The 25,397-nt window shown below is 51.5% G+C and carries 24 protein-coding genes and 2 pseudogenes; 19 read left to right on the forward strand and 7 right to left on the reverse strand.

Annotated features, from left to right (window positions below; genetic code table 11):
- Positions 1 to 9: 9 nt before the first annotated feature.
- The 10 genes and pseudogenes from K6K13_RS08465 to K6K13_RS08505 all read left to right on the forward strand — a co-directional run bounded on the left by K6K13_RS08465 (position 10) and on the right by K6K13_RS08505 (position 7,848).
- A complete protein-coding gene (locus tag K6K13_RS08465; RefSeq protein ID WP_222160400.1) occupies positions 10 to 486 on the forward strand; it encodes a hypothetical protein in 477 nt (158 codons plus the stop codon).
- 66 nt (positions 487 to 552) lie between these two features.
- A complete protein-coding gene (locus K6K13_RS08470; RefSeq protein ID WP_222160401.1) occupies positions 553 to 1,956 on the forward strand; it encodes a DNA circularization protein in 1,404 nt (467 codons plus the stop codon).
- A complete protein-coding gene (locus K6K13_RS08475) occupies positions 1,953 to 3,011 on the forward strand; it encodes a phage baseplate assembly protein (RefSeq protein WP_222160402.1) in 1,059 nt (352 codons plus the stop codon). The genes K6K13_RS08470 and K6K13_RS08475 overlap by 4 nt, the downstream gene beginning before the upstream one ends.
- Positions 3,008 to 3,586, forward strand: a complete 579-nt coding sequence (locus K6K13_RS08480) for a phage baseplate assembly protein V (protein WP_252120455.1) — start codon at positions 3,008 to 3,010, stop codon at positions 3,584 to 3,586. Before K6K13_RS08475 ends, K6K13_RS08480 begins: the two co-directional genes overlap by 4 nt.
- Positions 3,583 to 4,035, forward strand: a complete 453-nt coding sequence (locus K6K13_RS08485; RefSeq protein ID WP_222161016.1) for a phage GP46 family protein — start codon at positions 3,583 to 3,585, stop codon at positions 4,033 to 4,035. The genes K6K13_RS08480 and K6K13_RS08485 overlap by 4 nt, the downstream gene beginning before the upstream one ends.
- Positions 4,025 to 5,167, forward strand: a complete 1,143-nt coding sequence (locus K6K13_RS08490; RefSeq protein WP_222160403.1) for a baseplate J/gp47 family protein — start codon at positions 4,025 to 4,027, stop codon at positions 5,165 to 5,167. The genes K6K13_RS08485 and K6K13_RS08490 overlap by 11 nt, the downstream gene beginning before the upstream one ends.
- Positions 5,164 to 5,757 (forward strand): YmfQ family protein, encoded by a 594-nt coding sequence (locus K6K13_RS08495; protein WP_222160404.1) that lies wholly within the window; start codon positions 5,164 to 5,166, stop codon positions 5,755 to 5,757. Before K6K13_RS08490 ends, K6K13_RS08495 begins: the two co-directional genes overlap by 4 nt.
- A gap of 358 nt (positions 5,758 to 6,115) precedes the next feature.
- Positions 6,116 to 6,733: pseudogene (locus K6K13_RS23175) on the forward strand (tail fiber domain-containing protein); the annotation flags it as partial.
- Positions 6,734 to 6,784: 51 nt separating this feature from the next.
- The gene (locus K6K13_RS23725) at positions 6,785 to 7,186 is read left to right on the forward strand and encodes a phage tail protein (RefSeq protein ID WP_434064607.1); all 402 of its coding nucleotides are present in this window, start codon (positions 6,785 to 6,787) and stop codon (positions 7,184 to 7,186) included.
- Positions 7,183 to 7,848, forward strand: coding sequence for a tail fiber assembly protein (locus tag K6K13_RS08505; protein ID WP_350338151.1), 666 nt, complete (start codon positions 7,183 to 7,185; stop codon positions 7,846 to 7,848). Before K6K13_RS23725 ends, K6K13_RS08505 begins: the two co-directional genes overlap by 4 nt.
- Before the next feature lie 237 nt (positions 7,849 to 8,085).
- On the opposite strand, the gene K6K13_RS08510 is transcribed toward K6K13_RS08505, so the two are convergent.
- On the reverse strand, positions 8,086 to 9,186 hold the full coding sequence (locus K6K13_RS08510) for a glycosyltransferase family 9 protein (RefSeq protein WP_222160406.1): 1,101 nt from the start codon (positions 9,184 to 9,186) through the stop codon (positions 8,086 to 8,088).
- Between the two features lie 748 nt (positions 9,187 to 9,934).
- On the opposite strand from K6K13_RS08510, the gene folE reads away from it, so the two are divergent.
- Positions 9,935 to 10,603, forward strand: coding sequence for a GTP cyclohydrolase I FolE (gene folE, locus K6K13_RS08515; protein ID WP_222160407.1), 669 nt, complete (start codon positions 9,935 to 9,937; stop codon positions 10,601 to 10,603).
- Between the two features lie 68 nt (positions 10,604 to 10,671).
- Entirely contained in the window at positions 10,672 to 11,838 is a 1,167-nt protein-coding gene (gene yeiB, locus K6K13_RS08520; protein WP_222161018.1) for a DUF418 domain-containing protein YeiB, read from the forward strand.
- 40 nt (positions 11,839 to 11,878) lie between these two features.
- Here the strand turns inward: yeiB and sanA are convergent, their stop codons facing one another.
- Together sanA and rimO are read right to left on the reverse strand one after the other, a co-directional pair.
- Entirely contained in the window at positions 11,879 to 12,652 is a 774-nt protein-coding gene (sanA, locus tag K6K13_RS08525) for an outer membrane permeability protein SanA (RefSeq protein WP_222161019.1), read from the reverse strand.
- A gap of 177 nt (positions 12,653 to 12,829) precedes the next feature.
- Entirely contained in the window at positions 12,830 to 14,167 is a 1,338-nt protein-coding gene (rimO, locus tag K6K13_RS08530; protein WP_222160408.1) for a 30S ribosomal protein S12 methylthiotransferase RimO, read from the reverse strand.
- Between the two features lie 231 nt (positions 14,168 to 14,398).
- Here rimO and K6K13_RS08535 point away from each other — a divergent pair, with 231 nt between their 5' ends.
- Complete coding sequence (locus K6K13_RS08535) at positions 14,399 to 15,532, forward strand: PQQ-dependent sugar dehydrogenase (protein WP_222160409.1); 1,134 nt, start codon at positions 14,399 to 14,401, stop codon at positions 15,530 to 15,532.
- A gap of 41 nt (positions 15,533 to 15,573) precedes the next feature.
- Here the strand turns inward: K6K13_RS08535 and K6K13_RS08540 are convergent, their stop codons facing one another.
- Positions 15,574 to 16,191 (reverse strand): glutathione S-transferase family protein, encoded by a 618-nt coding sequence (locus K6K13_RS08540; protein ID WP_222160410.1) that lies wholly within the window; start codon positions 16,189 to 16,191, stop codon positions 15,574 to 15,576.
- Positions 16,192 to 16,441: 250 nt separating this feature from the next.
- Here K6K13_RS08540 and K6K13_RS08545 point away from each other — a divergent pair, with 250 nt between their 5' ends.
- From K6K13_RS08545 to K6K13_RS08560, 4 genes are all read left to right on the forward strand, one after another.
- Positions 16,442 to 17,293: a MetQ/NlpA family ABC transporter substrate-binding protein gene (locus K6K13_RS08545; protein WP_222160411.1), complete on the forward strand. Its 852-nt coding sequence runs from the start codon at positions 16,442 to 16,444 to the stop codon at positions 17,291 to 17,293.
- An 88-nt stretch (positions 17,294 to 17,381) separates the two neighbouring features.
- On the forward strand, positions 17,382 to 18,398 hold the full coding sequence (locus tag K6K13_RS08550) for a methionine ABC transporter ATP-binding protein (RefSeq protein WP_222160412.1): 1,017 nt from the start codon (positions 17,382 to 17,384) through the stop codon (positions 18,396 to 18,398).
- A complete protein-coding gene (locus K6K13_RS08555; protein ID WP_222160413.1) occupies positions 18,391 to 19,050 on the forward strand; it encodes a methionine ABC transporter permease in 660 nt (219 codons plus the stop codon). Before K6K13_RS08550 ends, K6K13_RS08555 begins: the two co-directional genes overlap by 8 nt.
- 431 nt (positions 19,051 to 19,481) lie before the next feature.
- Entirely contained in the window at positions 19,482 to 20,651 is a 1,170-nt protein-coding gene (locus tag K6K13_RS08560) for a serine hydrolase (RefSeq protein WP_222161020.1), read from the forward strand.
- Here the strand turns inward: K6K13_RS08560 and deoR are convergent.
- Both deoR and K6K13_RS08570 read right to left on the reverse strand, forming a co-directional pair.
- Complete coding sequence (gene deoR, locus K6K13_RS08565) at positions 20,648 to 21,421, reverse strand: DNA-binding transcriptional repressor DeoR (protein WP_222160414.1); 774 nt, start codon at positions 21,419 to 21,421, stop codon at positions 20,648 to 20,650. The two genes, K6K13_RS08560 and deoR, sit on opposite strands and share 4 nt — an antisense overlap.
- Before the next feature lie 239 nt (positions 21,422 to 21,660).
- A complete protein-coding gene (locus K6K13_RS08570) occupies positions 21,661 to 23,349 on the reverse strand; it encodes an aspartate:alanine antiporter (protein WP_222160415.1) in 1,689 nt (562 codons plus the stop codon).
- A 361-nt stretch (positions 23,350 to 23,710) separates the two neighbouring features.
- On the opposite strand from K6K13_RS08570, the gene K6K13_RS08575 reads away from it, so the two are divergent.
- Positions 23,711 to 24,079: an inner membrane protein YbjM gene (locus K6K13_RS08575; protein WP_222160416.1), complete on the forward strand. Its 369-nt coding sequence runs from the start codon at positions 23,711 to 23,713 to the stop codon at positions 24,077 to 24,079.
- A 63-nt stretch (positions 24,080 to 24,142) separates the two neighbouring features.
- Here K6K13_RS08575 and K6K13_RS08580 read toward each other — a convergent pair whose 3' ends face one another.
- Complete coding sequence (locus K6K13_RS08580) at positions 24,143 to 24,406, reverse strand: GrxA family glutaredoxin (RefSeq protein WP_195312865.1); 264 nt, start codon at positions 24,404 to 24,406, stop codon at positions 24,143 to 24,145.
- Positions 24,407 to 24,669: 263 nt separating this feature from the next.
- On the opposite strand from K6K13_RS08580, the pseudogene nfsA reads away from it, so the two are divergent.
- Positions 24,670 to 25,381 (forward strand): annotated as a pseudogene (gene nfsA, locus K6K13_RS08585) (oxygen-insensitive NADPH nitroreductase).
- Positions 25,382 to 25,397: the final 16 nt, after the last annotated feature.

Below are 25,397 nucleotides of genomic sequence, written 5' to 3' on the forward strand. Positions count from 1 at the left end.
TGGTTGAAAATGCGTAAATGGTGTTTGTTGTTGCTTGCCCTATTATCTACCCAGGCGCTCTCATGGAACATCACGACTAACAAACAAGAACTGAAAGGCAATGAAAACGCCATAATGGTCTTGCCGGTTAGTGAGAGTAAAATGATCGGTTTCAAATGCAAAGAAGGCCGGTTGTCGTTGACCTATTACTTTTCAGACCAGCGCACACTGCTGAAAAAAGACCTTTATGGCGCATTGATATTTAAAATAGACGGTGCCGAATTCAGAATGGAAGGACCGCTGACCCGGCAAAATATTCTCTCGATTGGTATTACACTCGATGATCATGAAACTTTGTTGACCATTTTGAAACTTCTTGCGAAAAATCCGAAAGGGTTTTATGTACTGGAAGAGTTGGAGTACGCCTATCGCCCTTATAAAATTGGATTATATGATCCGGTTTCCAGTGTCAAAAAATTTACCAAACTGTGCAATATTGCCCTGTAGCGTCAGTTAATTTGCGAAACAACAGCTCCGCGTGTCGGGGCTTTTTTTTTGCTCGGAGGAAAGTAAATGTCAGTTATTCCATCGCTGCAAAGTCTGGTATCTACTGGTGGTGACAGCTGGGACTGGACCAAAAATTTGCAAAAAGCGTCGTTCCGTGGGGTACCCTTTGCGGTGATCTCTGCTGATGGTTCCTTTGGCCGCCGTCAGGCTGTGCACGAATACCCATACCGGGATGTACCATGGATCGAGGATATGGGGCGTTCCAACCGGAAAATCACTCTCCGGGGCTTTATTGTCCAGAGCAGCAAGCTTTACACCGCATCCGATGTATTCAAGCAACGCGATTCGTTGATTGCTGCCTGCGAAACCGGGGAAGCCGGTACCCTGGTTCATCCCACATTGGGAGAGATCATCGTCAGTATTCCCGCTGGTGGGCTTCGCCTCTCCGAAAGCATGGAACAGGGGCGCATGTTTTCATTCACTCTCTCGGTTATTGAATCAGGTGCAAAAAGATTTGCTATTACTGATGCTGCTAAAGCGAAGTCATCCGTGACTGAATCCTGGGCGTCCGTTATTTCAAAAACAGCGACCACTTATATTGCGACGGTTAAAGGGGCATTGCGAACCGTTACCCAGGCAATAAAAACCATAAAGGCCACCCTGTCATACTGGATCAATTCAGTCACGTCATTATCTAATGAAGTCACCAATTTGGGCAATGTGCTATCAAGTACTTTCGGCAGTGAACGTTATGGTCGTTATAACAGTGGCAGTGTCGGGGGAAATACGTCAGGTGTTGCAGCAACATCGACAACTGAGGGTGATACCACTGATTACGATGGGCTGGTTGCGAATAAAATGGCAACGGTGGTGCAGGATCGCGCGGTTATTGCCGCCACAATCAGTGCCCTGCTGGCAACAGAAGAGATTGATAGCCTAACTGATAACACGCAGCAGACGATCGCTGCGGTAATGGCGGCGGTACCCAATGTTGCCGATTTGCTGCGGGTGTTTGAACGCCTGTCAGCAACAACTGACACCACCCTGTATGGTGATGATCAGGACACCGCCATTCAAACCGCGACATTGAATTATCTTAATATTACCTGTGCCGCCACTATGGCCTATGTGGCCTCGACCTATACCCCGACCAGTCGTGATGATGCGACAGCGGTGTTGAGTCGGGTGAGTACTGCGCTGGATGTGGCAGCGGTGACCGCTGCGGATGCGGGATACATCGAGGTCTATCAGGCATTGCTGGTACTAAGGACCGACATTACGGATGTGATGCGTGCTGCGGGTGCCGATCTGGCAGAGGTCAAAACGGTGACGCTGCCGCACCCCATCCCGGCATTGACTCTCTCCAATCAACTCTATCAGGATGCCTCTCGTGCCGGTTCACTGATTAAATCAGCCAATCCAGTGCATCCGGCATTTATGCCGACAACGCTTAAGGCGCTGACGTCATGAATGATGAATTAATTCTGACCGTTGAAAACCGTGCGATTACCGGCTGGGATCGCGTGCGTGTTACGCGCAGCATTGAACGCTTGCCGTCCGATTTTGACCTTGGCTTGATGGACTATTACGCCACAGGCGATAAAGAACGGCAGATCGTCAACCCAGGTGATAAATGCACGGTAGCGCTTGGCGATGACTTGGTGATCACCGGCTATCTCGACCGCTGGACATCTGGCCTGTTTCGTTCCCAGCATGAGGTTCGTGCCATGGGGCGTAGCAAATGCCAGGATCTGGTGGACTGCTCTGCCGAATGGCAAAATAACGTCATCAACACCTCGACCGCACTGGACATCGCCAAAAAACTGGCGGCGCCTTACGGCATCTCGGTGACCAGCGACGTGACCGATATGGTGACGGTGCCCCAGTTCACAATCAATTTTGGCGAGTCACCACAGGCCATTATCGATAGAATTTCGCGTTATTCGGCCTTCCTTTATTACGACAAACCTGATGGTAATCTGTACCTGACCCGCGTGGGTGCCAAATCCGCCGCAAGTGGGGTAGAACAGGGCGTCAATATTGAACAAGCCTTTTTTCAGTCCAGTGTTGATGAGCGTTTCTCTGATTATGTCGGCTTGTCGTTGTCGTTGAATAAGTTGGAAGGTGATTACAGTTCTCTCACCCTGGCTACGGCACAAGATCCTGATGTGGCCACCATGCGCTACCGCAAGCACATCACTATTGTCGAAAGCACTATGGCGGCCAACAAACTGGCAGAACAATGCATTAACTGGGAAATGAACCGCCGCTATGGCCGCTCTAGACAATTGCAGGTCACCATTGACAGTTGGCGGGACAGTTCCGGTGCGCTATGGCAGCCAAACACCTTAATTCCAATTTCGATCCCAGTCATGGGATTGGAGGATGAAAGCTGGTTGTTGGGCGAGGTCACTTTTACCCGTGATGACAGCGGCACCCATGCGCAAATGCTGTTGATGCCGCCAGAAGCGTTCATTGTCCAACCCTATCAGTTCTACAGTTTGTTGCAGGAGCTTACCCAATGAACATGCATGATCTGTTCCGGCGGGCATTGATGATGCTGGGGATCGGCACCGTTACCGCCTGTTCTGATTCCGGGAAAGTGCAGAAAATTCAGTATCAGGTGCCGTTGGAAATTCGCGGTGATACGCCGCGCATGGCGGAATTCGGGTTTTCCTCTGGCTTACCTGCAGGCAGTGATGTGCTGCTAGCGTTTCTGGGCGGTGATCGCTCCAATGCGGTAGTGATTGCCACCAATAATCAGGATTATCGCCATACTGGGCTTAATCCGGGCGAGACGGTTATCTATAACCAGTGGGGCATGCACATCAAGCTGACGGAAACCGGCATTGAAGTGGAAGCCAAAAACCAACCGGTAGTGGTCAACAATGCCACTACAGTGACGGTAACGGCATCAGAAAAAATCCGGCTGGAAACCCCCGAGCTGCAGGTGACCGGAAATATTACGGATAACTGCGATACGCAATCTGCCACGCTAAAACAATTACGGGAAGCCTTTAACCACCACGAACACGCCCTTTCCGGGGTACAACCAGGTAGCGCCACGTTAACCAGCGATAAGCCCACGGAGTCTGTCTGATGGCTGATATTAAAACCCTATGGGTGGTGGATGAAGCGCGGGGGGATTGGCAAACCTCAATGGGCGATCTGGCCAGTGGCGATGACCTCCAAACCGCCATTCTGATCAGTTTGTTCACTGACCGCCAGGCGCGCAGTGATGACGATTATGATGGCGAAGCGCGGCGCGGTTGGTGGGGCGACACGGGGTCTACTGATAACATTGGCTCCCGGCTGTGGCTACTTAATCGACAAAAACTAACCACCAACACCGCACAACGGGCAGAAGATTACACCACCGAGGCGTTGCAGTGGCTAATTGATGATGGTGTGGTCTCTGCGTTCAGCGTTGAAGCTCAGATTGTCTATCCGGCCAGATTATATCTAACGATCACTTATCAAATGCCTGACCAAACCAGCACATCAATAAAATTCTCATGGGTATGGGAGCAAATCAACAATGCCATTTAACCGCCCGACGTTGACAGAGCTACGTGAACGAAACAAAGCATTTGTCGAATCTGAATTACAGGACATTGGTGCACTACTGCGGTTCTCCAATCTGCGGGTACTGTCAGATGCCGACGCGGGTATGGCCTGGTTGCATTACGGTTATCTGGACTGGATTGCCAAACAGGCTGTGCCCTATACCGCCACGGATGAATACCTTGCCGCCTGGGGGGCACTGAAAGCTATCTACCGTAAAGCGGCGGTGGCGGCGACCTGCTCATCCGTGGTGTTCACCGGTTCCAAGGGATCAACGGTGACTGCCGGCGCCATCCTCAACCGCAGCGATGGCTATCAGTACACCCTGGATAAAGCGATCACTCTGGGCAGTGATGGCACGGCTGGCGGGAGCATTACTGCTGTGCTGCTCGACCCGGAAGAAGATGCAACCACCGGTGGCGATAAGGGTAACGCGGATGCCGGTACCTTGCTATCCCTGGATATTTCATGGTTGGGCATTGACTCCACGGTGACCCTAAACACGGCTGCTACCGGAGGTACGGATATTGAAGATGAAGAGGTTTTCCGCTCCCGCGTACTCTATGCCTACCAAAACGCCCCCCAAGGTGGGAGCGATGCCGATTATAAAAAATGGGCGCTGGCCGTGTCAGGTGTCACCCGCGCCTGGGTAAAACGGCGTTTGAGCGGTGCGGGAACCGTAGGGGTCTATATCATGTGTGATGAGAACAACAATGAGGGCTTTCCAGTTGGGACAGACGGTATTTCGCCTTTGGAGGACTGGGGAGCGATCAATGCAACGGGTGACCAGCTTACTGTTGCTGATTACATCTACCCGCGCCAGACCGATACCGCGATAGTTTTTGTTTGTGCCCCGGTGAAGCGCATTATTGATTTTGAGATTTCGGGTTTAACCAGTGCTGACAGCACCACGGTACAGGCGATCAAGGATGCACTAACGGACGTTTTTTTTGATAATGCCAATCCAGACGGCACCGGCAAAGTGTACTTGTCGGATATCAATCAAAGCATCGGTGATGTCACGGGAACCGCGGGATACATTCTCAATGCACCGACCGCCAATATTGTACTGGGTGTGGGGGAAATCCCGGTCCTAGGCCAGGTAGATTTTATATGAGTCTATTCTCGAAAACAGATTATAGCGGCGCGCTACAAAACCTATTACCGCAGGGGCGCGCCTGGCCGCGCGAGTCAACAACCGTGCAGGCTGCCGTGATCCGGGCGCTGGCGCGTTCGTTCGCACGTTCAGATGATGATGCTCAGCGATTGCTGGTGGGCGCATTCCCTTCTGCTGCGACGATCCTGCTCACTGAATGGGAAAATACCTTGGGTCTGCCAGACGATTGCGCAATTGGTGAAATCGGTGGGATCAGCGATCGCCAACTGGCGGTGGTGTCCAAGTTAATCAGTACCGGAGGGCTCAGCCGTCAATATTATATCCAGGTAGCCGCTGCATTGGGCTACACCATCACTATTTCGCAATTTCGGCCTGCCATGTCAGGCATGACGGTATGCGGTGATGCGCTTAATGGCGATGAGTGGCCGTTTACCTGGCGCATCAATTCCCCGCTGACCACGATGAAATATGCTGTTGCGGGTGGAGCCTATTGCACTGACCCGTTGGCATCATGGGGAAATAAGCAACTTGAATGTGCGATCACCAAAATAGCCCCCTCCCATTTACGACTTATTTTTAATTACGAGTAGTTAACACCACTACGTCACATTTCAATCGCTTATCAATAAGTGAGGATAACCCATGCTGAGAATAGGGCAGGTAGAGAGTACGGCTCAAGACGGGAAATATACTGACGGCAATGTTGCTAGCGGTATTTCAGCAACACGCTTACGTGCGGCTGCTTTTAATGCAATGCAGGAAGAACTCGCCAATATCATTGAAGAGGCTGGCAATGAACTTGATGCGTCAGATGATACACAGGTACTGACGGCGTTGAAACAAATATTCAGCACTCTTTCTACCACCGGTAATGCCGCCACTGCGACCAAGCTGGCAACGGCAAGAACCATTGGCGGTGTATCTTTCGACGGCACAGCTAATATTAACCTCCCTGGTGTTAATGCGTCTGGCACGCAAGCAACATCGGGTAATGCTGCTACCGCGACTAAACTGGCGACAGCGAGAACGATTAATGGTGTAGCGTTCGACGGTACAGCAAACATCACTGTTACTGCGACTGCCGATGGTGGGGCGGCAGATACAGCCACCAAGCTGGCAACGGCGCGAACCATTGGTGGCGTATCTTTTGATGGCACGGCCAACATTAACCTTCCCGGCGTTAATGCTGCCGGTAGTCAAGCTACCACGGGCAACGCCGCCACTGCAACCAAACTGGCAACGGCGCGAAAGATTAACGGCGTGCCGTTTGACGGTTCGGCTGACATTAGTGTCAATACGCTGGTATCCCGTGGCCTGGTTCCGGCATTAAGTGGCAACGATCAGGGTACGCCCGGTATCCAGCTGTATGAAGCCTACAACAATGGTTATCCGATCCCTTACGGTAATGTTATCCATCTCAAAGGCGCATCGGCTGGCGGGGAGGGTGAATTGCTGATGGGCTGGATCGGCACCAGTGGTGCTCATGCCCCGCTTTATATTCGCAGTCGTCGGGATTTTGGGAGTGCGCCCTGGTCTGCATGGGCGCAGGTATTCACCGCCAATGAACTGGCGGGTATTCCGCTGCCGTTCCCAGGCGAAGATCCCCCTTCTGGATGGTTGAAATGCAAAGGGCAAATTTTTAACAAAACCACCTATCCGGTTTTAGCCTCTCTCTACCCCACCGGCAAGCTGCCCGACCTGCGCGGCGAGTTTATTCGTGGCTGGGATGATGGGCGCGGTGTTGATACGGGGCGTTCACTGCTCTCGGCGCAGAATGATGCGATGCAACCGATAACAGCAAAATGGGTTCTAGACGATATGGCGGCTGATGGAGCTATCGATTATCCTCCCTCCGGGGCGTTATACATCGACAGCACCGCGACGGTTAATTTCGACGCGGTATCAACACGTGCGAGAAGTGGCGCACGCGGGGTGTTTGATTCCTCGCTACAAACACGAACCGCTAACGAAACCCGCCCGCGCAATATCGCCTTTAACTACATTGTGAGAGCAGCATGATGAGCCACTATTCAACGGATATTGAGACTGCCGAATTAGGCGAAAACGGCCTCAGCAAAAAGGCTGGCTGGATCACGGTCTATCATGTGCATCCGGACACACGGGAATACTTGAGTGCCAGTGATGAATATCTGATGGCGGACGTAGGTTTACCTGCGCACAGTTACCCCGATAAACCGGTGTTGCCGCCGGCGGGTCAGGCATTACGGCGCAGCCTTGACGGGTTGTCTTGGGAGCATGTACCCGATTATCGGGGTAAAACCGTTTACAACACCGGGACACGTGAAGCCTCGACTGTCTCGGAAATGGGTGAGCTCCCCGAAGCGGTAACGCTACTGTCTCCGGCAACGGAATTTGATACCTGGAACGACAAGAAATGGGTAACAGACAAAGCCGCCCAACACACAGCAGAAGTCCAAGCGGCGCAGCAGGCGGCAAAGCAGGAATTAGCTTCACGGCTGACCGTTGCGAGTGCGCGTATTCAGCCGCTACAGGATGCAACAGACCTCGATATGGCCACTGAGGCAGAAAGGGCGCAGCTTGTCGCGTGGAAAACCTACCGCGTGTTGCTAAACCGCCTCGAGTTGGATACAGCGTCGGATATTGAATGGCCGGAAGCGCCTGAAGGTGAAAAAAACGGGGAATTAGCGTCGGCACCATAACTGCCCCGGCCCCCTCAAAGAGCCGGGACAGTCATCAGTGCCTCTGCGCGAACTGGCCGAGTTATTTTATCTCACTTTATTATTTCTATGCCGTTAACACATTTAAAATGTAATTGACTCTGTTGAATGATATTGAATCATACTATTTACCCGAATCTGTTTTAGAAAAATAAGAAATGATACATGACAGGAAAACTCAATGGCATATGACTATCTTCTATTATCAAACAATCTGAGTCACGATCTAAATTCTTGTATTTTATTTAACTCTTTTCTTAATGCTTTTATTAGAATTGAAGTATCAAATGATGTTATATCATCCCCTATCTCAGTTTTTAAAAACTGAGTTGTTGTCAATTGAGTGGCTTTGTTACTATTAGGCCCCCACACTATATTATTCTCAAAAACAGAATTAAACAAACGATTATTATAAATGCAGAATTGCCGCTTATTCAGCGCACTAGCAAGGTGAACAACTGCAGTATCTACTGTAATAACAATGTCTGCATATTGAACAAGAGCGAATGAGCGCTCTGCATCCTCGAAAGGATTAATCTCAATGCTCTTCATCAAACGATTATTTATTTCGTTACCTAAATTAAAAACAATAGTTTTATATCCTACCAATGTGTTTAAGTAAGTTAGTATTATATTAATTTGATTAGTCGATAAACTACGGTTTCTTTGGGATGCAAATGGATTGAATATAATTATTTTTTCGTTTTTCATTTTAATTTGCTGAGAAAAGATATATGCATCATAAACATAATGTTCATTGAATGTGAGGTAAGGTTGGCACTTACTATCAATAGAAAAAAATTTAATGATGCTTATCATTCTTGTTGTAATGTGCTCAGACTTATGCGTGATAATATTCGTGTCAAATATCGTATTTTGAGGTTGATTAAAACTGATTGCGTGTTTTGGTTTTATATATGATAGCGTTTTAAGTCTGTAATAAGAAAATGTATCAAAGTCAGCAAGATCAATAACCAAATCAATGTTAAACTTTAATAATTTTCTGATTTTCTTAAAATCATTTTTTTGATATATAAAAAAACCATCAATTTTGATCATATCTATGAATAAGAATGATATCTTGGGAGGTATTATTACGTAAACCTTAAAATCATTATCTCTAAGTGCTTTAATTATACCTGATGTTACAATAGCATCTCCAATGGCCTGAGAATGCATAAATATACATATATTTTTGTAATCATTTTTAATAAACGTGCTTTTTTTTCGATAGAATAGCTTAAGAAAAAAAATTTTTAGTTTTTTCTTTAATGCTTTTGTTTTAATGTTTCTTTGTCTATTTAATTTTCTTAATTCCAAATAAAAATTCATTTTTCAAATATTTCTCTAATTAAGTTGAATATTATCAGTTCTCTGTCCTGTTTTTCCTTGACAGGCTTTGTTGAATAATAGGTAATCATGCTGTTTTGCCAAGCAAGTTTTGGTAGAAAAAGCTCGTCACCTCAGGTGTACAGTTTTCTCATGAGGCCTAACTGCATGATTTTGCGTTGCGAGGCTCCGTTGTTTCACTGGGCTGCCAGCATAAAATCTGTTTATTCAACAAAGCCTTGTTAAAGAAGAACCGTGCTTATCGCTTGCCCCTCTCAAGGCTCACCGTTTTTCTCGGCCAATAACTTTATCATGCCCCACACGGGACAGGAAGCCGGAGGCTTTGTTGATTAATTGTTAAATATAAAGTTAAGCAAAAGCCCACGCTGCTCGGCTATAAGGTCGAGCGATTTTACCTATCAATGAAACCAATAGTCAACCGATTCCAACCACTAAGATCTGAGTGCCGTGCACGTGTCGTACTGTGCCAGATTGTGACGTGTGAATGCCAAGGATGGCTATGGGGCATATATGGGACAAAAAATTAGCGCAAAACAACTCACATCAGCACGCTGGCATGGTTCGTCTTGCGCTAACACTCTGCTTTAAACCCGCTTTAAATCTACATCATCAAGCTTTCACTTTTTCTCTCCCGTTAAGTACAATCACTGGATAATCCTGCGTCACTCCTCTAGAGTGAACGCGCTTGGAATGTCACACCTGCCGGAGAAGAAAGAGAATGACCCCCACGTTGAGTCGCGAAGCGGCGCTGGTTCATGAAGCGTTGCTGGCGCGCGGTCTGGAAACCCCGCTGCGCGGCGCGCTGCTGGATGCCGCCACTCGCAAGGCACGCATCGCCGAACACATGACCGAAATCATGAATCTGCTGAGCCTCGATCTGCAAGATGACAGTTTGGCCGAAACCCCCCATCGCATCGCAAAAATGTATGTGGATGAAATTTTCGCCGGGCTGGACTATGCCAATTTCCCTAAAATCACCATCATTGAAAACAAAATGAAAGTGGATGAAATGGTGACGGTGCGAGATATCACACTGACCAGCACCTGCGAGCACCATTTTGTTACCATCGATGGCAAGGCAACTGTCGCTTATATCCCGAAGGAAGGGGTGATTGGCCTGTCGAAGATCAACCGTATCGTGCAGTTTTTTGCACAGCGTCCGCAGGTACAGGAGCGTTTGACCCAGCAGATTCTTGTCGCGCTGCAAACCCTGCTGGGTACCAGCAATGTTGCAGTATCGATTGATGCTGTGCACTACTGTGTCAAAGCGCGCGGTATTTGTGATGCAACCAGTGCGACCACTACCACTTCGCTGGGTGGCCTGTTCAAATCGAGCCAGAATACGCGTCAGGAATTCTTGCGCGCTGTGCGTCACCACCAGCACTGATCGTTGTGCCGCAGCCACCGGGTGTGGCTGTTGGCGGCATGCGGCCCTTTGGATTGGCACAAACGCCTATGAAGCCTCTCTCTCCGTCATCGTCTCGCCGTATCGCCACGTTGGATTTTGTGCGCGGCGTTGCCGTATTGGGCATTTTATTGCTCAATATCACCGCATTCGGCCTGCCCAAGGCCGCTTATCTCAATCCCGCTTATGCCGGTTACCCTGCATTGCATGATGCCCTGACCTGGGCTGTGATGGATCTGCTGGCGCAGGCGAAGTTTCTGACCGTGTTCGCTCTGTTGTTTGGTGCAGGCTTACAGTTGCTGCTGCCGCGCGGTACGCGGTGGGTGCATGCTCGTCTGTTCTGGTTGATGCTTATTGGGTTGTTGCACGGTATTTTCCTGTGGGATGGCGATATCTTGCTGGATTACGGCCTGATCGGACTGCTTTGCTTTACCCTGATCCGACAGGCGGACAGTAGCCGCATGCTGATGCGTATGGGCGTGGTGATGTACGCCGTAGGCGTTGGCATGCTGGTGGTGTTAAGCCAGATTCTCAGCCCGGAGCCGGGGCGTTACTGGTTGCCAGGTGACGCTGACATGGCGTATGAAGCCTATTGGCTCCAACTGGGTGGCGTTGAAGCGTGGCGCAATCGTGTGGATCTGCTGGTCGAGAGTTTATTGTCGCTGGGTGTGCAATATGGCTGGATGCTGGCAGGCTCATTGCTGCTGGGTGCGGGGTTAATGCGCAGCGGTTGGCTACGTGGTGAATTCAGCACGGCACATTATCGCAAGGTTGCGCTGTGGTTCATCGCTGGGGGACTGCTGATTGACGCTGTCGGCATAGTGTTACAGTGGCATCTTGCCTGGGAGTATCGCTGGAGTGGGCTGTTGCTGCAAATTCCTCGCGATATTGCCGCGCCCATTCAGGGCATCGGTTATCTGGCGCTCTGCTACGGGTATTGGTCAACGCTGCGGCAATGGCGAGTGTCCTCCTGGATAGGTGACATCGGACGGATGGCGTTAAGCAGCTATCTGTTGCAGACGCTGATCTGTACACGGTTCTTTTATCACTGGGGCGGTTTTATGCAGTTCGACCGTTTGCAATTGCTGGGTATCGTGCCGTTTATCTGGCTGATTAACGGTGTAGTGGCGCACTACTGGCTGCGTAATTTTGAACAAGGCCCACTGGAATGGGGATGGCGGCGTTTAACCAGGCTGATTGCCGGGCCTTCGCGTTAATCTGGCCCGATAACGTCGTCTGCTAGCGTTGGCACCGGTATTACGGCTGTTGTGGCGCCGACGCGCCATTCGCGTCGGCGCTGCCGTCATGCGCTTTTTCAGCGGGCGGATTGTCTAACGTGCTGAGCAATTCGGGGGGGACAGCAGGATAATCAGGCTCATCCTTGGCAATTTTATGCTCTGCCGGGATGGGCACAAGCGGGCCCAGGAAGCGGGGTTCGCGTTTGAGAATGTAGAGATCGAACAGCGTCCCCAGCCGGGCACCCACCTCACGCAAGCGGATCGTCATCATGTTTTTCGGTGAGGGTACCGCATAACACTGTGCCTGAATGCCCATATGCATAGCGATAAACAGCGCGCGTTCGCAGTGGAAGCGCTGGGTAATAATGGTGAAATCGTTGGTATCAAACACTTTGCGCGTGCGCACGATCGAGTCCAGCGTGCGAAATCCCGCGTAATCCAACACAATGTCGCTGGGTGAAATGCCCGCCGCGATCAAATCGCGCCGCATGGTCATCGGCTCATTGTAACTTTGCAGCGCGTTATCGCCGCTGAGCAGCAAATAGCTGACTTTCCCGCCGTTGTATGCATTGATAGCCCCCTGAATACGGAACAGGTAGTACTGATTCAATGCGCCAACGCGGTAATATTTTGCCGTGCCCAGCACTACGCCCACTTGACGCTCCGGCAGCGTCGCTAAATCGTCATAGATGTAGGGGGCCGTTTTCCAACCAATCCACCGGTCCAGAGCGAATGCTGACAGTAATGATACGCAAAGAACAATACCTGAACCGACGATCAGGCGTTTCCATATGCTCATACGGGTATCAAAATGAGAAAAATGATCATGAGCAAAGGCTACTTTACCCGTCTGGCGTAAGCAAGCCATAGCCAAGCTAATAGCCGATTATTGATTGATTGTTGTGCGATTGCGCGAAAAGCAGGCAAAAAAAACCGGCCAACGGGCCGGTTTGTGCGGTGTGAGATCCGGTTAGCTTACCCGGCTGCCCCACAGATCGTATTCATCGGCGTGTTCGATAAGCACCTGCACAACATCACCCACTTTGACGCTGGTTTCGCCGTTAAGGTAGACGCTGCCATCGATTTCCGGTGCGTCGGCCATGCTGCGTCCAATCGCGCCTTCGTCATCCACTTCATCGATCAGCACGCGCACTGTGCGGCCGATTTTCTCCTGCAAGCGTTCTGCGGAGATACGCTGTTGCAGTGCCATAAAGCGGTGGAAACGGTCTTCTTTGACAGCGTCCGGCACTTGATCCGGCAGGGCGTTTGCAGTTGCGCCTTCTACCGGGCTGTATTGGAAGCAGCCCACGCGATCCAGCCGCGCTTCGCTCAGAAAATCGAGCAGCATTTGGAAATCGTCTTCGGTTTCACCGGGAAAGCCGACAATAAAGGTGGAGCGCAGTGTCAGCTCGGGACAGATCGCACGCCACTGTTTGATGCGCTCCAGCGTACGTTCTACCGCACCGGGGCGTTTCATCAGCTTGAGAATTTTTGGGCTGGCGTGCTGCAACGGAATATCCAGATAGGGCAGGATCTTGCCCTCGGCCATCAACGGAATCACGTCATCCACATGTGGATAGGGGTAAACATAGTGCAACCGCACCCACACACCCAGTGAGGCAAGCTGTTCACACAGACTGACCATGCTGGTTTTTACCGGTTGTCCGTTCCAAAATCCAGTGCGCTGCTTCACATCAGCACCGTAGGCCGAGGTATCCTGCGAAATCACCAGCAGCTCTTTTACACCGGCTTCGACCAGACGTTTGGCTTCATCCAGCACGCTACCAATGGGGCGGCTATCTAAATCGCCACGCATCGACGGGATGATACAGAAGGTGCAGCGATGGTTGCAGCCTTCAGAAATTTTCAGATAGGCATAGTGCTTGGGGGTCAGTTTGACGCCCTGCGCCGGTACCAGACTGGTAAAGGGATCGTGCGCCGGTTTGGGAACATAATGATGCACATGCGAGATCACCTGCTCATAGCTGTGCGGCCCAGAGATTTCCAACACTTTTGGATGCACTTCGCGGATTTGGTTCTCTTTGGCACCAAGGCAACCGGTAACGATCACTTTGCCGTTTTCGTTCAGCGCTTCGCCAATGGCTTCCAGCGACTCTTGCACCGCGCTGTCGATAAAACCACAGGTATTGACGATAACCACTTCGGCGTCATCGTAGGTTGGCACAACCTGATAGCCCTCATTACGCAATTCGGTCAGGATACGCTCGGAATCGACCAGGTTTTTCGGGCAACCGAGACTGACAAAACCGACTTTCGGCGCGGCGGCAGGTGTTTTTGTGTGGGACATTCAACGTTACTCACTTTGCATCAATGGCGCGGGATTTTAATGACAATACGACAAACATTATACAGCTAAGTGTGGGGGTAATGCGAGAACGTGGCGACATGCGCTATCTGGCGCGTGTTTTGCGTATTCTGGTCGCGCTAACGTCAAGAAAAGTAAAACGCCCCCGCTTTTTTTGCGTGCCGTGACCGTGCTGCCTACAGTTAGTGAAATGCCTTGCCAAGGAGCCCTACCATGCTGTTTTCATTGACCCTCATCGTTACTGCCTTTGCTCGCGGTTTGCTGCTGCTTGCACTTACTGTTGCCACGCCGTTGCTGGCGGCGCAGCCTGCGGTGACCGAGTTGCAAGATAAACTGAACCACCCCTGGTCACTGGCTTTTTTACCGGGAAATAACGGCATGCTGATCACCGAACGCGCCGGACAATTGCGGCACTGGCAGGAGGGAAAAGGGCTTTCCGCACCGATTGAGGGCGTACCGGCGGTATTTGCCAAATCTCAGGGGGGCTTGCTGGAGGTCGCTCTGGCCCCGGATTTTGCGCAAAGTCGGCGTATCTACCTGAGTTTTGCCGAAGTGGGCGATGACGGTAACGCCGGCACTGCCGTGGGCTATGGGCGTTTATCTGAGGATTATCGTCGTTTGGATCAGTTCACCGTGTTCTTCCGCCAACAGCCCAAACTCTCCAGCGGCAATCACTTTGGCGGCAAGTTGGCTTTCGATAAAAACGGTATGCTGTTTATCTCGCTCGGTGAAAATAACCAACGCCCCACCGCGCAGGATCTGGATAAGCTGCAAGGGAAGATTGTGCGGTTGACGGCCGAAGGCAAAGTCCCAGCCGATAATCCCTTTGTGAACAAGGCCGGGGCGCGACCGGAAATATGGTCTTACGGCCATCGAAATCCGCAGGGGCTGGCCTTTAACCCGGTTACCGGAACGCTGTGGGAGCACGAGCATGGTCCGCGCGGTGGTGATGAAATCAACTTTCCCGCCGCCGGTAAAAACTACGGTTGGCCGCTGGCGACGCACGGTATCAACTACTCTGGGCTGAAAATTCCGGAAGCGAAGGGAACCCGCGTGCCGGGCATGGCCGATCCGGTGCACGTGTGGGAAAAATCACCCGGTATCAGCGGTATGGCATTTTATCAGGGCGAGCGCTTCCCGCAGTGGAGAAATTCTGTGTTTATCGGCGCGTTGGCAGAACGCAATCTGATCCGTTTAACGCTGGAAGGCGATCGAATCCTGTCTGAGGAGCGCTTGCTGACGGATCGTAATGAACGTATCCGCGACGTCAGGGTGGGACCGGATGGTTACCTGTACCTGCTGACCGATGACAGCGATGGCAAATTACTACGTGTCGGGCTGCAATAACCGGCGCACATCCGTTAAAGAATGACGCCGGATAAATCGCATCAAGTTAACGGTAGCATGACCGTGTCGCGGAAGGCGGGGCGCGCGGTCAACTGCTGATACCAGCGTTCCAGATGTGGCAATGACGGGCGTTCGATGTCCATGTTAAACCAGCCATATGCGATACATCCCAGAGGAATATCGCCAATACCGAATGCCGGCCCGGACAGCCAGGGTTGACGGGAGAGCGCATCGTCAGCGATAGCCAGCAGGCGTTCGCACTCTGCTTTCTGTTTGGCAATCAGGGCAACATCACGCTGTTCAGGCGCAGTGCGCACCAGGCCAATAAATACGCTGCCAAACGGTACGGCCAACGATATTGCCCAGTCCATCCACTTTTCTGCATTGGCGCGCTGACCATGATCGGCCAGATACAGGCTCTGCTGACCGTATTTTGCGGCCAGATAACGAACGATGGTGTTGGATTCCCACAACACCAGGTCATCGTCTTGCAGGCAGGGGATTAGCCCTTTGGGGTTCATGGCCAGATAATCCGTCTCGCGATTACGGCCAAACTGACCGCCTGCTGGAATGTGCTGATAACTCAACCCCAGTTCTGCGGCGAGCCAGCGGACTTTTTTGACATTACTCGAATTCTCTCGGCCCCATAAAGTAAGCATGATAACCCTCTGATGACGAATGGGAGGACGCGCCTTCACGCCCCGGCAGCAACAGCACTGACCACTATACCGTTTTTTCAACGGCGCGGGAGATAAGAAAAGGGAATTATCGTCCTGATTAGCATGCTGTTTTGATCCTGCCTTGCCTGTGCTAACGTGTCGCCGACATAAAGATATGCCAATTTAATCTTTATCATCCCAAAGCGGATTTTTCATAATGCAGTACACAATATAAAACAGGGAAACCACAATGACTTTGACCCATCGTTTTCGCGCGTTGCTGGGCGCGGCGCTTCTTTCCGCACTGCCGTTTGTGGCGGGCACTTCCACGGCATTGGCCAGCACCGATCCGCAGACGCTGACGTTTGGTGTGGCACCCGGTCCTTATGGCGACATGGTAAATCAGACCATCAAACCGCAGCTCGAGAAAAAGGGCTATAAAGTGGTGGTACGTGAGTTTAGCGACTACGTGCAGCCCAACCTGGCGCTGGCGAACGGCAGTATCGATGCCAACCTGTTCCAGCACTCACTCTATCTGGAAAAGTTTGCAGCTGACAAAGGCTTGAAGCTGGAGAAACTGATCATCGTGCCGACGGCGAGCATGGGGTTCTACTCTAAAAAAATCCACTCGTTGGACGAATTGAAAAAAGGCGATGTGATTACCCTGTCCAACGATGCGACCAATCTGGCACGCGGACTGCGTTTTTTGCAATCGCTTGGGTTGATCACCATCAAACCGGAGCTTGATGCCACCAAAGCATCAGAAAAAGATATTGTTGATAACCCACGTGGTCTGGTATTCAAACCGCTGGAAGCAGCCCAACTGCCGCGCACGCTGGATAGCGTAACCGCATCGTTGGTTAACGGTAACTTTGCGTTTGCCGCCGGACTGAAACTGTCTACTGCTCTCAAGCTGGAAACGTTGGACGAAAACCTGAAAAACGTGATTGCCGTGCGTGCGGACGATATTGATAAACCGTTTGCCAAAGATATCAAAGCCGCCGTGGAATCCGAGGAGTATGCTGCTGCGATCAACGCACCGGGCAGCGTGTTCAGTGAATTCCAGAAGCCAGAATGGATGAAGGCGCGTGCCGCACAGTAAGTCGGTATAAGCGACTGCGACAGCGTGCTATTATCCCGGCCTTTGGCCGGGATAATATTTTTGGCTGGGATAAAACAGAGAATAGGTGATGATAGAACTCAACGCGATTAGCGTGAATTTTTCGCAGGGCAAAGCGGGCGCAACGGCGGCGGTGGATAACGTCAGTTTGCGTATCCAGCAGGGTGAAATTTTCGGGATTGTGGGCACCAGCGGTGCGGGAAAAAGTACCCTGTTGCGTACCATTAACCTGTTGCAACGCCCGACGAGCGGCAGTGTCACGGTGAATGGTGTCACGATCAGTGATTTAAGCGGCAGTGAGCTGCGTCGTGCCCGTCAGGGCATTGGCATGATTTTTCAGCATTTCAACCTGATGCAAACGCGTACTGTAGCGGAAAACGTCGCGTTCAGTTTGAAAGCAGCGGGCAAATCTGCGCAGGAAATAGCCCAGCGCGTGCCTGAAATGCTGAGCCTTGTCGGATTGTGTGATAAGGCCGATGTTTATCCTTCCCGCCTGAGCGGTGGGCAGAAACAGCGCGTCGGTATTGCACGCGCGATTGCCAACCATCCCGAAGTGCTGCTGTGCGATGAGCCAACCTCGGCGCTCGATCTGGAAACCTCCGCCGCCATTCTGGTGCTGCTCAAAGAGATTAATCAGCGCCTGGGCATCACCATTGTGCTGATTTCTCATGAAATGAGCGTCATCAAAACCGTATGCGATCGCATGGCGGTGATGACGCAAGGCCGCGTAGTGGAAGAGGGTGATGTGTTCGATGTGTTTGCTGCACCCCAACATCCGTTCACGCAACAACTGGTCTCCCACACGCTGAATCTGGAATTGCCCGCGCGTCTGAAAGAGGAACTGCAAGGCACGTTGCTGAAAATTCTGTTTATCGGCGATTCCGCCGAGCAGCCCGTGTTATCCGATGTGGCGGTGCGTTATGGCGTTTCGGTCAATATTTTGCACGGTAAGATTGAGTATATCGGCAACCGTGCATTAGGTATTCTGGTGGTGTTGCTGACCCACCCGACGGACAGCGAACAACTGGCCGCCGCTATCCATTATGTTCAGACCCGCACCGCGCGCGTGGAGGTGTTACATGGGTGATTTTTGGCTCGACCTGACCGTTGCGTTTGGTGAAACCTTCCAGATGGTCAGCATTGCAACGCTGTGCGCCATTGTCGGTGGCCTGCCGTTGGGCCTGTTGATTTTTGTCACCGACAGAAACCTGTTTTGGCAAAACCGTGCGGTGTATTTGTCTAGCACCATTTTGGTCAACATCATCCGCTCTATCCCGTTTGTCATCCTGCTGGTGCTGCTGTTGCCGCTTACCCAAATTCTGCTGGGTAACACCATCGGCCCGGTGGCGGCATCGGTGCCGATGTCGGTGGCTGCGATGGCGTTTTATGCGCGTCTGGTGGACAGCGCCCTGCGCGAAGTCGATCCCGGCATTGTTGAAGCAGCGGAAGCGTTTGGCGCCAGCCCAATGCGCATTATTGCGACCGTACTGTTGCCGGAAGCCAAGGCAGGTTTGCTGCGTGGACTGACCATCACGCTGGTCAGCCTGATTGGCTACTCTGCGATGGCAGGCATTTTGGGCGGTGGTGGCGTCGGTGATTTAGCGATCCGCTTTGGTTATTACCGCTATGAAACGCAGGTGATGGTGGTGACCGTGGTAGCGCTGGTTATTCTGGTGCAAGTCGTGCAGATGCTGGGTGACTGGTTTGCCAAGCGCGCGGATAAACGCGATCGTCGCTAACAGTCTGTTACCGGCGAGCGGTCCGTACCGCTTGCCGGTTTTCCCTACCTTCCATGAGAAAACTCTCATAACGTATTTATAAATCAGCGTATTTTCTAGACGTTTGCATTTCTTTGAGTATCTTTACAGAGTAGGGCGTTTTAATGTCGGGCGGCGGACGGTAACGTCTATACCCGTCATACTTCAAGTTACAGGTGCGTTGGCGACGCGCGTTCACCCGAATCACTTACTTATGTAAGCTCATTGGGATTAGCTCCCTTGTCGCCTTCCTGTAACTCGACGTATTTAGGGTACACAGCTTATTGCCATTCGTTGCAAAAAATATCGAAATCTGATCAGATTAACTGCACGACTTACGACATGGAGGACGCATGAACACTACGGCCCATTTCCCCCAGGCTCGATTTCCCAAGGCCGCATGCTCCCGCTTGATGCTATGCAGCGCAACGCTGCTGTGGCTGACGCTAACCCCACACGTATATGCCGAACAGGCACCTGCTGCACCGCAGATTGAGGCCAAAGCCTTTATTCTCATGGATTACCACAGTGGCGTGGTGCTGGCGGAACAGCGAGCGGATGAGCGACTGGACCCCGCGAGCCTGACGAAAATGATGGCAAGCTACGTTATCGGTCAGGCGATAAAAACGGAAAAAATTAAACCCGACGATCTGGTTACCGTCGGTAAAGATGCCTGGGCAACGGGTAATCCGGCGCTGCGAGGATCGTCGCTGATGTTTTTGAAACCCGGCGATAAAATTCCGGTGTTGGAACTGAATAAAGGCATCGTTATTCAATCGGGCAACGATGCCAGCATTGCGTTGGCCGACTACGTGGCTGGCAGTCAGGATGCGTTTGTCAGCCTGATGAACTATTACGTCAAATCACTTAACCTCACCAATACCCATTTCCTCACCGTGCACGGATTGGATGCCGCCGGCCAATACAGTACGGCGCGTGATATGGCACTGTTGGGGCAGGCGTTGATTCGCGATGTACCGGAAGAGTACGCCCTGCATAAAGAAAAAGAGTTCACTTTTAATAACATCAAACAGCCCAATCGCAACCGTTTGTTGTGGAGCAGCAACCTGAATGTTGATGGCATCAAAACCGGACATACCAACGGTGCGGGACATAATCTGGTGGCTTCCGCAACGGAAGGCAATATGCGGTTAATTTCTGTGGTACTGGGCGCACCGACGGATGCCATTCGTTTTCGCGATAGTGAAAAGCTGCTGACCTGGGGTTTCCGCTTCTTCGAAACGGTCACGCCGGTTGAGGCCAATACCACGTTTACCACCCAGCGTGTCTGGTACGGCGCGCGGAGTGAAGCGCGGTTAGGAGTTGCAGACGATGTTGCACTCACGGTGCCTAAAGGGCAAATGCGCAATCTGAAAGCCAGTTTTACTCTGACATCGCCACATTTACAGGCCCCGTTGGCAAAAAATCAGGCCGTCGGTACTGTGGATTTCCAATTGGATGGCAAAGTGATCGCCCAGCGACCGCTGGTGGTGCTGGATGAAGTGCCTGAGGCCGGTTTGTTCGGGCGGCTATGGGATGCCATTTGGTTAACCCTGACCAAATGGTTTGGTGGCTGGTTTTAACAACCGGGATAGATCAGCATAATGCCATTGTCTAGCGTGAAATCCTGATAGGTGCCTTGCGGAGCGCAGTTGGTCACCAGCGTATCGAACTGCGTCAATGCGCCGATAGCGGCAGGCTGTATTCGGCCAAACTTGCTGCTGTCGGCCACCAGAATAGCGCGCTGCGATAGCGCCATCGCCCGGTGTTTGATATCCAGTTCGGCAAAATTAAAACAGGTCGCTCCCCGCTTGAGATCGACCCCTGCCGCAGAGATAAAGGCTTTGTTGGTGCAGATCGGGTCCAATTCGCTCTGCCGCGTCAGCGGCGTGAAAATGGCATTATCGGGGTGGAATTCTCCGCCGCATAAAATGACTTTGGCAGCGGGTTTGGCTTGCAGCGCCAGGAAGGTGTTCAGGGAATAGCAGACCGCGGTAAAAGGCAGATCTTCGTCGATAGCATCGATAACAAAGGGCAGGGTGGTGCCACAGTCAAAAAAAACGGTATCACCCGCCTCGACCAGTTGCGCCGCCAGACGGCCCGCCACACGTTTCTCCTGCACCTGCTGGTTCTGCTGATCGGACACAAAATAGTGACCGATAGCGCTGCTCTGTGGATCGTTGACCACATAGCCGCCCAACAGAATCACACTGGCTGACGTGGCGTTCAGATCGCGGCGCACGGTCATTTCGGATACGCCCAGCAATTCTGCCGCTTGTTTCAAGTGCAGCCGATCGCCATTTTTCAATGCCTGAGTCAGTTTGTTAATCCGTGCTGCGCGCCGTGTTTCCATCGTGTGGTTATCCCCTGTGAGTCCGGCGTAAATAGTACCATCCAATAGAATCGGGTCGCAAAGAGAAGTCTGGTCGGTAAGAAAAGAAAAGGCCCATCATTCTTGAACCTAAAAAGGCGGGAACGACGGGCTCCTCAATAAGGGGATTTCAAAGAAAAGCAGCAGCACTTATTCAGACGCTCTGCATGCGAAAAAGTTCGGTTTTATTTAAAGAATAGTGACAATTTTTTTCAAACCGCTTAAAACGGCAGTTCAGGCCAGATAATGACAATCAACGAACCGGCCAATGTCAGCAACACGTTGGCGATGGCATAAGTGCCCGCATAGCCGAGCGCCGGGATATTACTGCGTGCGGTATCGCTGATGATATCCATGGCGGGCGCACAGGTACGCGCGCCCATAATGGCGCCAAACAACAACGCTCGATTCATGCGTAGTACATAGGCGCCAAACAGGAAACAGATAACTACCGGTATCAGGCTGATCGCCAGCCCGGCAAACAACATTTGTATCCCCACCGAGCCAAAACTGGTGCCGATGGTGCTGCCAGCGCTCAGGCCAACACCTGCCATAAACACCATCAGACCGAATTCTTTTACCATATTCAGCGCACCCTGTGGGATATAGCCAAAGGTCGGGTGGTTGGCGCGTAAGAAGCCCAGCATGATCCCGGCAAACAGCAACCCGGCTGCGCTGCCAATCGCAAAATTGAAGTTACGGAACTGGAAGGTGATAAGCCCGACCATGATGCCGATGATAAAGAAAGCGCAGAACGCGAGCAGGTCGGTAACCTGACTGTGGATGGAAATAAATCCGATGCGATCGGCGATGCTTTTCACCCGCCGCGCATCGCCGCTCACCTGTAGCACATCCCCTTTGTTCAGCACCACGCCGTCATCGATCGGCATTTCAATCTGGTTGCGCACGATGCGATTTAAAAAGCAGCCATGGTCGGTCAGTTTCAACTGGCTAAGGCGTTTGCCGACGCCGTTGTTGTTTTTGACCACAATTTCTTCGGTAACGATACGCATATCAAGCAGATCGCGATCGAACACTTCTTTGCCGTCACGGAAATTGGAGTTGAGGCGCGCATGGGCATCGGGATAACCCACCAGCGCAATTTCATCGCCCAGTTGCAAGGTCGCGTCCCCATCGGGCGTGGCGAGAATGCCGTTACGGCGCAAACGCTCTATGGAGCAGCCGGTTTTCCGGTAAATGCCCAGTTCGCGCAGGTTTTTCCCGTCAGCCCAGGCCACCAGCTCTGGCCCGACGCGATAAGCACGGATAATGGGCAGATACACTTTACGTTGGCTGTCCGGGTCGAGACCGCGTTCACGCGCGATTTGTTGCGCGCTGGTTGGCAAATCCTGATGTTGCAGTTTTGGCAGGTAGCGTGCGCCAAAGATCAAGCTCACCAACCCGACCAGATAGGTAAGCGCATAGCCAAGGCTCAGGTGATCCAACTCGACACTGAGCTGCGGATTGACGCTGTTGGCATTGCGCAGCGCATCGCCCGCCCCGACCAGTACGGGTGTTGAGGTCATTGCCCCAGCCAGCATGCCTGCCGTCAGCCCTATATCCCAGCCGAAAAGCTTACCCAACAGCAGTGCCAGCACCAACGCTGAACTGACCAACACTAATGCCAGGGCGAAATAGTTTTTACCGTCACGAAAAAAAATAGAGAAAAAATTGGGCCCTGCTTCGATGCCAACGCAAAAAATAAACAGCATAAAACCAAGATTCAGCGCATCGGTATTTATGGCAAAGTGTTGCTGCCCCAATAATAACGACACCACTAAAACACCAATAGAATTAACCAGTTGAACGCTGCCTAGCCGTATTTTCCCCAGGCATAGCCCCAACGAAAGCACCACAAATAACAGCAGTATGTAATTCCCGTTTAACAACTCAGCGACGTTTATATTCATGACCTGTAACGTGTTGTTTACTAGTAAGTTCTTGATATTAATGAAGGTAAGGGCTAAATTTATTGCCATTCACTCAGAATACTCACTGTAGGGCAATAGTGGAACAGGGCGTGAAGAATCCGGCAAGGAAAATGCGTGATTCGGCACAGGTGTCACCCGTTTTCTAAAAATAAATTGCCCGACGCGTAGCAAGAGTGCTGCCATTTTAGTTGGGTGTTTGTGTTACAGCCAGCCTTTATTTTATAAAAAGTGATGCCGCCTTGCTTGTTGTTATATCAGGGATATTCCGATGTTGTTCCGATTAAATACGCCTCACTCGACCTCGTCTTGCGACGTGGGTGTGGGGCAAAGAGAGGCGAATATGGGAAGCAATAAGGGGTGTGTCGGTGCAACCTGCTGTTTTTTGTTGTTTACCGTGGTGTTTTTGAGTCAAAAAATGGATGTCTTTTCCGCAACGGAAACGGGATTTCGGGGAGAGCCTGGAATGCTGTTATTTTTGTTGCCCGGCATTGTAGCCAGCGGTTTATCAGCGCGTGGTCGTTTGCGTTATCCCTTTCTCGGCGCACTGATGGCCATGCCGCTATGCCTGATTATCCTGCACTTTTGGCGCACGCCGATGAACGCGTTCTGGCAGGAACTGGCTTACGTGATGAGTGCGGTGTTCTGGAGTCTGATGGGCGCGCTGGGCTTTTTGTTCGTCTATGTTTCGTGCCAGCGCTATTTTCGCTAAAGATAAAAACACCAAAGGCGCAGAGTGCGCCTTTGGTCAGGGTGTTGTCGAGGCGTTGCCGTTTTACTGAAACAGGTTCAGATTCGCTTTGGCATAGGCTTCGAAATCGGTGCAACCGCCGATGTGTTTTTCGTCCAAAAAGATCTGTGGAACCGTCTCAACGGGCTTACCCACGGTTTTAGACAGGTCATCTTTAGTGATCCCTTCTGCGTGAATATCAACGTAGCGGAAACTGAAGTCGTCACGTTGTTCAGTCAGTTTTTCTGCCAGCGCTTTGGCGCGAACACAGTAAGGGCAGCCAGGGCGGCCAAAAATAACAGCAAACATGTTAACTCCTTATCAAAACAAAAGGCTGTAAACGATAGTATTCTCGTCTTTCTGTGTGGGTACTATGCCCCCATCCGCTATGAAAAAAAAGCAGTAAATTCCTGTTACATTAATATGTGATGGCTATCAAGCCGCATAACATACGCTGAGCAGCATTGGTCAGTTGCGACGGCTGGCTTATACTGCCTGTTAAGCGCCTGGCTATCTGGTTCACAGAACCTATCCCGCTGCCTTCAGGACATACCATCATAAGGACACGAAGTGTGACGCCAACTATCGATTTGCTGCAAAACCATCGCTCCATTCGTGCTTTTAGCACACAGCCTATTGCGCCGGAGGCGCGCGGCGCCATTATTGCCGCTGCCCAGAGCGCATCCAGCTCGAGTTTTTTACAATGCAGCTCCATTATTCGCATTACCGATCCCACGCTGCGCCAGACGTTAGCCCATTACTGTGGCGATCAGCAGCATGTGGCCGACGCCGCCGAGTTTTGGGTATTTTGCGCCGATTTCCATCGTCACTTGGACATTTTTCCGCAGGCGCAAATCGGGATGGCAGAGCAATTGTTGCTGGGATGCGTGGATACGGCGTTGATGGGGCAGAACGCACTGATTGCGGCGGAATCTCTGGGGCTGGGTGGCGTGTTCATTGGCGGTATTCGTAATCACATTGCCGATGTCACTACGCTGTTGTCGTTACCACAGCAGGTGCTGCCGCTGTTTGGTCTCTGTCTGGGCTACCCTGCGGCGATGCCTGACCTCAAACCGCGCCTGCCCGCTTCGCTGGTGGTGCATGAGAATGGCTATCAACCCTTAGATAAGGCCGCGCTGGCACAGTATGACCAGCAATTGGGCGATTACTACCAACAGCGTGGCAGTAATCGTCGCCGCGATACCTGGAGTGCGCACGCTGCAAAAAGAGCTGAGGCCCTTTATTCTGGACTATTTGCATCAGCAAGGTTGGGCAATCCGCTAAAGCGTGGGTGAGGAAC

It is taken from the genome of Symbiopectobacterium purcellii (assembly GCF_019797845.1).
Lineage (GTDB): Bacteria > Pseudomonadota > Gammaproteobacteria > Enterobacterales > Enterobacteriaceae > Symbiopectobacterium > Symbiopectobacterium purcellii.